The following is an 8,395-nucleotide window of genomic DNA, read 5'->3' as shown; positions in this document are numbered from 1 at the left end:
GAGCCGATACGACAGCTGGACGCGTACTTCGCCGGTTCGCTGCGCCGCTTCGAGCTGCCGCTGGACTGGCGGCTCAGCTCCGGCTTCAACCGCCACGCGAGTCCTTGTGCGGCCGCAGGTACAGCGCCCAGTAGAGGGTGGCGACGGCGGTGATCCCGCCGGTCCACAGCAGGTACTCGGTCTCCTGCTGGGTCAGGATGTACGCGAACACGAGGAGCAGCACGATCGGCACGGCCGGCCACAGCGGCATCCGCCAGGCGGCGCTCTCGCCGTGCGCCCCGCGCCGGCTGAACAGCGCGGCCACCGCGACCAGCAGGTACATGCCGGTCACCGACACGCCCGTCACGCCGTACAGGGTGTCGAGGTTGACGAAGCACATGGCCGCACCCGGAAGGCCGACGAGCAGCGTCGCCACCCACGGGGAGCCGAAGCGGCCCAGGCGCGACAGACCGCGGTTGACCGGCTCGGGCCAGGCCTTGTCGCGGGCGGAGGCGAAGAGCACGCGGGAGTTCTGGATGACCATGACGATGCCGGCGTTGACGATGGCCAGGGCCACGCAGAGGCTGACGAAGGTGCCGACGGCCGAGTTGGACCAGGCGGTCACCATCGAGCCGAGGTCGCCGGCGGTCAGCGCCTCCAGGTCCGGGGCGCCGACGGTGATCGCGATGACCGGGACGAGGATGACGGCCGTGGAGATGGCGAGGGTCGCGAGCACGGTCCGCGGGACGTTGCGGCGCGGCTGCTCCAGCTCCTCGGAGAGGTAGACGGCGGTCGAGAAGCCCTGGGTGACGAAGAGCGCGATCGCCAGGCCGGAGACCACCATCATGGCCGTCACCGTGGAGACGCCGCCGCCCTCGGCGGCCACCGAGCCGTGCACCAGGGCGTCGGCGCCCCGCTCGCTGTGGGCGAAGCCGAGCACGGCGACCAGCGCGGCGGCGACCACTTCCAGGACGAGGAAGACGCCCGTGATCCACGCGTTGGCCCGCAGGTCCAGCAGACCGGCGAGGGTGGCGAGCAGCATCACGCCGGCGCCGGCCGCCGGGGCCGGTATGTCGACCACCGGGGCGAGGTAGTCGGCCGTGCCCATGGCGATCACGGGCGGCACGATCATCACCACGAGCAGGGACAGGACGAAGACGAGCCAGCCGGCGAGCCGGCCCGCCAGGGTGGAGACCATGGCGTACTCGCCGCCGGCGCTGGGAATGAGCGTGCCCAGTTCCGAGTAGCAGAACGCCACGCCGACGCACAGCAGTGAGCCGATGGCGATGGTGAGCGCGGTCCACGTGCCGAGCCCCGAGAAGAGGTCGGGGACGACGACGAAGAGGGTCGAGGCGGGCGTCACGCACGACAGCGTGAGCAGGGTCCCGCCGACGACGCCGATGGAGCGCTTGAGCTTCTGCGGGGTGGGCCCGGTGGCCGGGGAGAGGGCCTGGGGTGCGCTGATCGTGTCAGTCATCGGTGCGGTGTTCCGATCGGCAGATGCGGGGAAGGGTGCGGGAGCGGTATCGCCTCCGGGGCGGTGGTGGGCACTTCGTTCGCTGGCTCCCGGGCCGCTATGCAAGCTCCACGAGATCCGCAGGTCAATAGCTGTTCGCCTGCGGATTCCATCGTGGATCATGCCCCTGCACCGCGGGTCCGGGTGTTAAGGCCGCGTAAATGTTGAGCGGCCGGGGGGTACGGGAACCGCAGCGAGATCCAATGAATTTCCCTCCGCTTTGCCAGCTGCCGAGACGCCCCCCGGCCGGGCGGGCGGGAGGTGTGGAGGGGACTGGGGGTCTATGCCGCGATCCGCCGGGATCGTCCGGCCCGGCCCCGGTGCAGGGGGAACGCCCTACCCGTCGCCGCCCGCGGGGGCCGCCGGGCCGGGCGTGCGGGAGGCCAGCAGGAGGGCGATGTCGTCCGGGCGGTCGGCGGTCCGGCCCGCCTCGGCGACCAGCCGGTCGGCCGTCTCCGTCAGCGGCGACGGCCGGGCCGCGGCCAGGGCCGCGCGCAGCCGCTCCACGCCCTCGTCGATGTCCCTGCCCGGCGTCTCCACCAGCCCGTCGGTGTACAGGGCCAGCACCGCGCCCGGATCCAGCGTCAGCTCCGTCACCGGGTACCGCGCTCCGGGGTCGATGCCGAGCACCACCCCGCCCGCCAGGTCCAGGACCTCCACCCGCCCGTCGGGGTGGCGCAGCAGCGGCTGCGGGTGCCCGGCGCGGGCCGCCAGGGCCCGGCCGGACGCCGGGTCCAGCAGGACGTAGCAGCAGCTGGCGAACTGGCCCGGGTCGAGGTCGATCAGCAGCTGGTTGGTACCGCGCACCACCTGGTCGGGGGCGTTGCCGCTGAGCGCGAAGGCCCGTACGGCACTGCGCAGTTGCCCCATGGTGGCGGCGGCCGCCACCCCGTGGCCCTGGACGTCCCCGATGACCAGCGCCAGCGGGCCCGCGGCCGTCTCGATGACGTCGTACCAGTCGCCCCCGACCTCCATGCCGTCCGTTCCGGCCAGGTACCGGCCCACCGTGCTCACCTCGCCCCGCACCGGCAGCCGGCGCGGCAGCAGTGCCGCCTGGAGCCCCCGGGCCAGGGCCGCCTCGCTGTCGTAGCGCCGCGCCCGTTCCAGGGCCTGCGCGATCAGGCCGGCGAGCGCCGTGAGGACCGTACGCTCCTCCGGGCTGAAGCCGCGCCGCTGGTCGAAGCCGAGGATGCAGGAGCCCACCGGGCGGCCGGAGGCGATCAGCGGCAGGAAGGCGCGGGCCCCGACGTCGGCGTCCAGCGGGATCCCCGGATAGGCCGCCGCCAGACGCTCCATCGACTCGAAGAACAGCGGCCGGCCCGAGGTGAGGGTCTCCACCCCGGGCAGCCGCTCGTCCAGCGGCACCCCGTCGAAGCGGTCGAGGAACCCGTGGGGGAAACCGGTCTCCCAGGCCAGGTACAGGTGCCGTTCGTCGAGGAGGTAGATGGCCAGCTGGCGGCCGCCGAACGCCGGCAGCAGCTCCTCGGTGACCACCGCCGACACCTGCCGGGCGGTCACCGCCTCGGTCAGCGCGATCGCCAGGGCCACGGGCCGGTACAGGGAGGAGGCCCGGTCCGCCGGCGACCCGAGGCCGGCGCCGGGGCGGGTCACCGACCCGGGGGCGTAGACGGGCGCCTCGACGGCCTCCAGGGTGACCGTCACCCCCGAGGGGCCCGGATGCAGGCCCACCGACAGCCACTCCTCCGGGCCCGGCCCGGTGTCCGGGCCGGTGTCCGCGCCGGGGCCGGTTTCCGGGGGCGCGCCGCGCCGGGCAGCGAAACCGACGGGCTCGCCGGAGATGAACACCCCGCGGAAGTGGTCCTCGTAGGCGGAGTGTCCGAGCCAGGGCAGCGCCTCCCACAGCAGGCGTCCGCGCAGCGGGGGCGCGGCCGGCCCGAGGAGCTCCCCGGCGGCGGCGTTGACGAAGGCGATGACGCCCTGCCGGTCCACGGACAGCACCGCGAGCCCGAGCCGGTCCACGGCCTCCCGGGCCTCCACGGCCTCCCGGGCGTCCCCGGCCTCCACGGCCTCCCGGGCCTCCACGGCTCCCTCGGCGTCGCCGGTGTCCGCGGAGGGGCCCGGCGGCCACGGCACGCACAGCGGATCGCCGTCCCAGCGCACCGGGTCCCCGGCGGCGCTCAGCGCGGCCAGCTCGCGCCCCAGCCCGGCGGCGGCCTCCCGCAGCCGCTCCCGCTCACCGGCCTCCACCGTGGCCCCGGGCGCCGCCGGGCGCAGCACCAGCAGAACCCCGAACCGCTCCGCCCCGGCGGCGACCGGCTCGTAGAACGACCCGAAGGGGAACGGCAGCCCCGCCATCAGCTGCGGGAAGCGCCGCATCGCGGACTCCCCGTCCGGCAGGTGCACGGACTGCCCGGTGCGGTAGGCCTCGGCCACCGGGTACGGCCGGTTCACCTGCATCCGCCACCAGGGCCGGAACAGCCTCCCCGGCAGGCCCGTGACCACCGCCATCCGCAGCAGCCCCTCGGTGCCGGAGCGCAGGTAGATCCCGCCCGCGTGCGCGCCGAGGGCCTCCACGGCCCGCACCGTCGCCCGCGCGAGCGCCTGGCCCGTGGCGACGGGGGCCGGGCCGCCGCTGTCCGGTGTCGCCGTCACACAGTCAGCATGCGCCCTCGCCCCCGGCGGCTGCACCCGGGCTCACGCTCGCCCGGCCCGCTTCGAGCCGCCGCCCCGGTAGCCCCGGACGACCACCGCCGAGGCGACGACCAGCACGGCCGCCACCGTACGCAGCGCCACCCCCATGGCGTCGGTGAAGGCCGCCGCCTGCGCGGGATCCGCCGGGTTCCCGTGGAAGCGGGAGGCCAGTACGGTGCCGGCCACCGCCACCCCCAGGGCCGCGCCGACCTCCCGGGCGGCGGTGTTGAGCCCCGAGCCCAGCCCCGCCTGGTGCGGCGGCATCTCCGAGACCACCGTCAGGGTCAGCGGGGGCGCGCACAGCCCGGTCCCGACCGACAGCACCAGCAGGTACGCGGCGTACACGGCGTACGGGGTGCCCGCGCCGGCGGTGGACACCAGCAGCAGCCCGCCTCCGATCAGCAGCAGCCCGGCCCCGACCGGCAGCCGGGGCCCGGTCCGCTCCGCGAGCCGCGCGCCCAGCCTGGGCACGACGGCCATGCCCACGGTGAGCGGGACGATCGCGAGGCCCGCCTGGGCCGGCGAGAAGCCCTTGGCGTACTGGAGGTACTGGGAGTTGACGAAGAACAGGGCGAACAGGCCGAAGAAGGCGGCGCCGATGCCCAGCGTCCCCGCGCGCAGCCCGCGGGAGGTGAAGATCCGGGGGTCCAGCAGGGGGCGCGCGGTGCGCAGGGCGTGGGCGGTGAAGGCGGCCAGCAGCACCGCCCCGGCCCCGAAGGAGCCCAGGACGCGGACGGAGGACCAGCCGTAGGAGGGCCCCTCGATGATCCCGTGGACCCCGGCGAACAGGGCCCCGGCCAGGAGCAGGGCCCCGGCCGGGTCGACGGCGGCGTCCGCCCGTGAAGGCGTACGGGGCACCGTGCGGGCCACGGCGAGGGCGAGCAGCGCGGCCAGCGGCACGACCGCCCAGAACAGGGCGCGCCAGGTCAGGAACTGCCCGGCCAGACCGCCGCCGACGTTGCCCGCCAGGCCCCCGAGGCCGGCGGCCAGCGTCCAGGTGGCGAGCGCCTGCCCGCGCCGCTCGGGCGGGCTCAGGTGGATCAGGACGGACATGGTGGCCGGCATGATCAGCGCCGCCCCGGCCCCGCACAGCCCGCGCCCGGTGATCAGCACGGCCGGGTCCCGGGCGAGCGCGCTGAGCGCCGCACCCGCGGCGAACAGGCCGAGGCCGGCCAGCAGGGCCCCCTTGCGGCCGTACCGGTCGCCGAGGGCGCCGGCCGGGATCAGCAGCGCGGCGAAGACGATCACGTACGCGTCGACCGCCCACAGCAGCTCGGCCGGCCCCGGATGCAGGGTGGAGGCGGCGAGCTGCGGCAGCAGCAGGTTGACGGCGGCGACCATGCCCTGGGCGACGAGCACGCAGGCGCACAGGACGAGCAGGGCCGGACGGGACAGGCCGGGCGGGGGGCCGCCGGCAGGGCGGACCGGTACCGGTGTGCGGGCATGGCGGAGCACGGCTCCTCCTGGGAGTCGGTGGGCGGTGAGGGGCGGGGGAGTCGGGTGAGGGCCGTCGCGGCCATCTCCCCGCAACCACCGTAGGGTTGGAGTGACCTGCTTTCCAGTGCAAGTTGTGCAAGGGACGAATGCGCGTGACGCAATCCGGATCGGGGCTGGACCTCAACCTGCTCCTCGCCCTCGACGTCCTCCTGGAGGAGTCGAGCGTCTCCAGGGCCGCCGCCCGCCTGCACCTCTCCGAGCCCGCCATGAGCCGGACCCTGGGCCGGATCCGCAAGGCCCTCGGCGACCCCGTGCTGGTGCGGGCCGGGCGGACGATGGTCCCGACCCCGCACGCGCTGGCCGTGCAGGGCGAGGTCCGGGCCGTCGTGGAGCGCGCCCGCGCACTGTTCCTCGCGGGCGGCCGGGTGGACCTGGAGACCCTGACCCGTACCTTCACCGTCCTCGCCCACGACTCCTTCGCCGCCGCCGTCGGCGCCGCGCTCCTGCGGCGCACGGCCCGCGAGGCGCCCGGGGTGCGGCTGCGGTTCCTCACCGAGAGCCACGTCGACCTGCCCGTGCTGCGCGAAGGGGTCGCGGACCTGGAACTCGGCGTCATCGACAGCCGTTCACCCGAGGTACGCACCGAGCACCTCTTCGACGACCGGATGCTGGGCGTCGTACGGCGGGGGCACCCGCTGCTGCGCGGCCGGATCAGCGCGCGCCGGTTCGCCGCGGGGGAGCACCTGACCGTGTCCCGGCGCGGGCGGCTGGAGGGGCCGGTGGACGCCGCCCTCGCCGAACGGGGCCTGTCGCGGCGGGTGGTGGCCGGCATCGGGTCCCTCGCCGCCTCCCTCTTCGTGCTGCGGGAGACCGACCTGATCGGCCTGCTGGCCTCCCGGACCGTCCCGCAGGCGGAGGCGCTCGGCCTCGTCACCTTCGAGGTCCCCCTGGACCTCCCGCCGCTGCCCGTGGGGCTGGCCTGGCACCCCCGCCACGACGCCGACCCCGCGCACGTCTGGCTGCGCGGCTGCGCCCGCGAGCTGCTGCCCGGCTGACGCGGGACGCGCGGCCCCCGTCCCGGCCGCGATGCGCCGAACGCCTCCCCCGAAGGGGGGACACGGCGCCGCGCACGCCGTCGGGCGCGCCCGCGCCGGGCAGGCATCCGGCATGCAACCCCCGTACGACGACACGCACCCGGCCCCCCGCGCGGCCTTCACGGCGGCCGACGCCTTCACCCTCCGCACCGCCCTCGACGCCCTCGGCGGGGTCCGCGACCTGGACGCCCTCGACGTGGGCTGCGGACACGGCGGCACCGCCGTCATGCTGGCGAGCGGCGGCGCCCGGCGGGCCGTCGGCGTCGACAGCTGCCCGGACCGGGTCCGCAGGGCACGGGAGTCCGCGCCGGCCTCCGCACCCGTCGAGTACGTCGTCGCCGACGCGGCCGACATGCCGCAGCTCGGCCCCTTCGACCTGGCCACCGCCGTCTACCTGTTCAGCCACGCCCCCGACCGCGCGGCCCTGCACGCCATGTTCCGCGGCATCCGCGCCAACCTGCGCCCCGGCGGGCGGCTGCTGTCGCTCGTCCGCAACCCCGGCGCGTACCCACGGGTGGACTGGTCGCCGTACGGGATGCGCATCCTCGACCGGGTGCCGGACGGCGACGCGCCGCTGCTGAAGGCCCAGTTCCTGACCGAACCCCCGCTGCACTTCGAGTACCGGGAATGGGCGCACGCGGACTTCGCCGAAGCCGCCGTCGACGCCGGCTTCAGCACCGTCGGCTGGCAGCCGTCCCGCACCCCGCCCGCCGACGCGGCGCGCGACGAGGCGTACTGGACCGCGTACCGGGCCTGGCCGGTCAGCTCGCTGATGACGTGCACCGCCTGAGCATCGGCTCCCTAACCGTGATCGGCGGTCTCCCGGACCAGCTCGACGATCCGGTCCCGGGCGGCCCGCCCCTCCGGGACCGGCAGCAGCGGGTACGCGTGCGGCAGGCCCTGCTCCTCGTGCCACTCCACCTGCGCCCCGGCCGCCCCGGCCCGCCGCAGCAGCTCCCGGCTGTCGGTGACCAGCACGTCCCGGGTCCCGGTGAACACCGTCAGCGGCGCCAGGCCCTCGAAGGACCCGTGCAGCGGGCTCACCCGCGGGTCGTCCGCGGCGAGCGTCCCCGCGTACAGCCGCCCCGCCTCGGCCAGCCCCGCCCGCGCCAGCACCGGGTCGGCCGCCTCCAGCGCCGCCTGCCCCGGGTGGCTCATGCTCAGGTCCAGCCAGGGGGAGATCAGCACGATCCGCGACGGCTGCGCGCCGGTGCGCTCCCGCAGCCGCTGCGCGGCGGCCAGCGCCAGCCCGGCCCCCGCGGAGTCCCCGATCAGCACCGTCCCGCCCGCGCCGCCGCTCTCGATCAGACCGCTCAGCAGGTCGGCGGCCGCGGGGACGGTCCGGTCGGCGGTGCCGCGGGGGGCGAGCACGTACGCCGGCACGACGACCCGGGCGCCCGCCCGCGTGACCAGGGTGCGGATCAGCGACCAGTGCGGGCGGACCAGCTCGTTGATGTACGCGCCGCCGTGGACGTACAGCACCCGCGCGACGGGCTCCTGCCCGCGCGGCGAGGCGTCGTACACCGGCCAGGCCCCGACGAAGGTCCGCGAGAGTTCCGCTACGCGCCCCAGCGAGCGCGGCGGCAGGTGCGACGCGGGCCGGCGGGCCGCCGCGGCCACCCGCGCCCGGACCGCCTCGGCGGTCGCGAACCGTCTTCGCCGCCCCGTCGCGACCAGTGCGGCCGAAAGCGCCCTGCTGCGCAGACTCGGCACGCCC

Annotated in this window: 6 protein-coding genes and 1 pseudogene; 3 read left to right on the top strand and 4 right to left on the bottom strand. The window is 76.1% G+C overall.

Annotated elements, in window-relative coordinates:
- Nucleotides 1-93 (top strand): annotated as a pseudogene (locus tag AB0D45_RS30370) (cysteine methyltransferase); the annotation flags it as partial.
- Here the strand turns inward: AB0D45_RS30370 and AB0D45_RS30365 are convergent.
- From AB0D45_RS30365 to AB0D45_RS30355, 3 genes are all read right to left on the bottom strand, one after another.
- Nucleotides 86-1,456, bottom strand: coding sequence for an APC family permease (locus AB0D45_RS30365; RefSeq protein ID WP_362464960.1), 1,371 nt, complete (start codon nucleotides 1,454-1,456; stop codon nucleotides 86-88). The pseudogene AB0D45_RS30370 and the gene AB0D45_RS30365 overlap by 8 nt on opposite strands.
- A 375-nt stretch (nucleotides 1,457-1,831) precedes the next feature.
- Nucleotides 1,832-4,108 carry a SpoIIE family protein phosphatase gene (locus tag AB0D45_RS30360; protein WP_362464957.1) on the bottom strand — a complete coding sequence of 759 codons (2,277 nt, stop codon included), beginning with the start codon at nucleotides 4,106-4,108 and terminating at the stop codon, nucleotides 1,832-1,834.
- Between the two features lie 42 nt (nucleotides 4,109-4,150).
- A complete protein-coding gene (locus tag AB0D45_RS30355; protein ID WP_362464965.1) occupies nucleotides 4,151-5,542 on the bottom strand; it encodes an MFS transporter in 1,392 nt (463 codons plus the stop codon).
- Between the two features lie 188 nt (nucleotides 5,543-5,730).
- Between AB0D45_RS30355 and AB0D45_RS30350 the strand changes: the two genes are divergently transcribed.
- Together AB0D45_RS30350 and AB0D45_RS30345 are read left to right on the top strand one after the other, a co-directional pair.
- Entirely contained in the window at nucleotides 5,731-6,639 is a 909-nt protein-coding gene (locus tag AB0D45_RS30350) for a LysR family transcriptional regulator (RefSeq protein WP_362464955.1), read from the top strand.
- 112 nt (nucleotides 6,640-6,751) lie between these two features.
- Entirely contained in the window at nucleotides 6,752-7,468 is a 717-nt protein-coding gene (locus tag AB0D45_RS30345) for a class I SAM-dependent methyltransferase (protein WP_361606532.1), read from the top strand.
- A gap of 11 nt (nucleotides 7,469-7,479) precedes the next feature.
- Here AB0D45_RS30345 and AB0D45_RS30340 read toward each other — a convergent pair whose 3' ends face one another.
- Nucleotides 7,480-8,391: an alpha/beta hydrolase fold domain-containing protein gene (locus AB0D45_RS30340; protein WP_362464952.1), complete on the bottom strand. Its 912-nt coding sequence runs from the start codon at nucleotides 8,389-8,391 to the stop codon at nucleotides 7,480-7,482.
- Nucleotides 8,392-8,395 lie beyond the last annotated feature (4 nt).

This window comes from Streptomyces sp. NPDC048352, assembly GCF_040651895.1.
Taxonomy (GTDB): Bacteria; Actinomycetota; Actinomycetes; order Streptomycetales; family Streptomycetaceae; genus Streptomyces.
Note: the sequence above shows the minus strand (reverse complement) of the source record. Positions and strands in the feature narration are given on the sequence as shown.

Excerpts from the sequence above, each read along its gene's own strand:
- AB0D45_RS30350 (WP_362464955.1), top strand. The coding sequence starts at position 5,731 with ATGCGCGTGACGCAATCCGGATCGGGGCTGGACCTCAACCTGCTCCTC.
- AB0D45_RS30365 (WP_362464960.1), bottom strand. The coding sequence starts at position 1,456 with ATGACTGACACGATCAGCGCACCCCAGGCCCTCTCCCCGGCCACCGGG.
- AB0D45_RS30345 (WP_361606532.1), top strand. The coding sequence starts at position 6,752 with ATGCAACCCCCGTACGACGACACGCACCCGGCCCCCCGCGCGGCCTTC.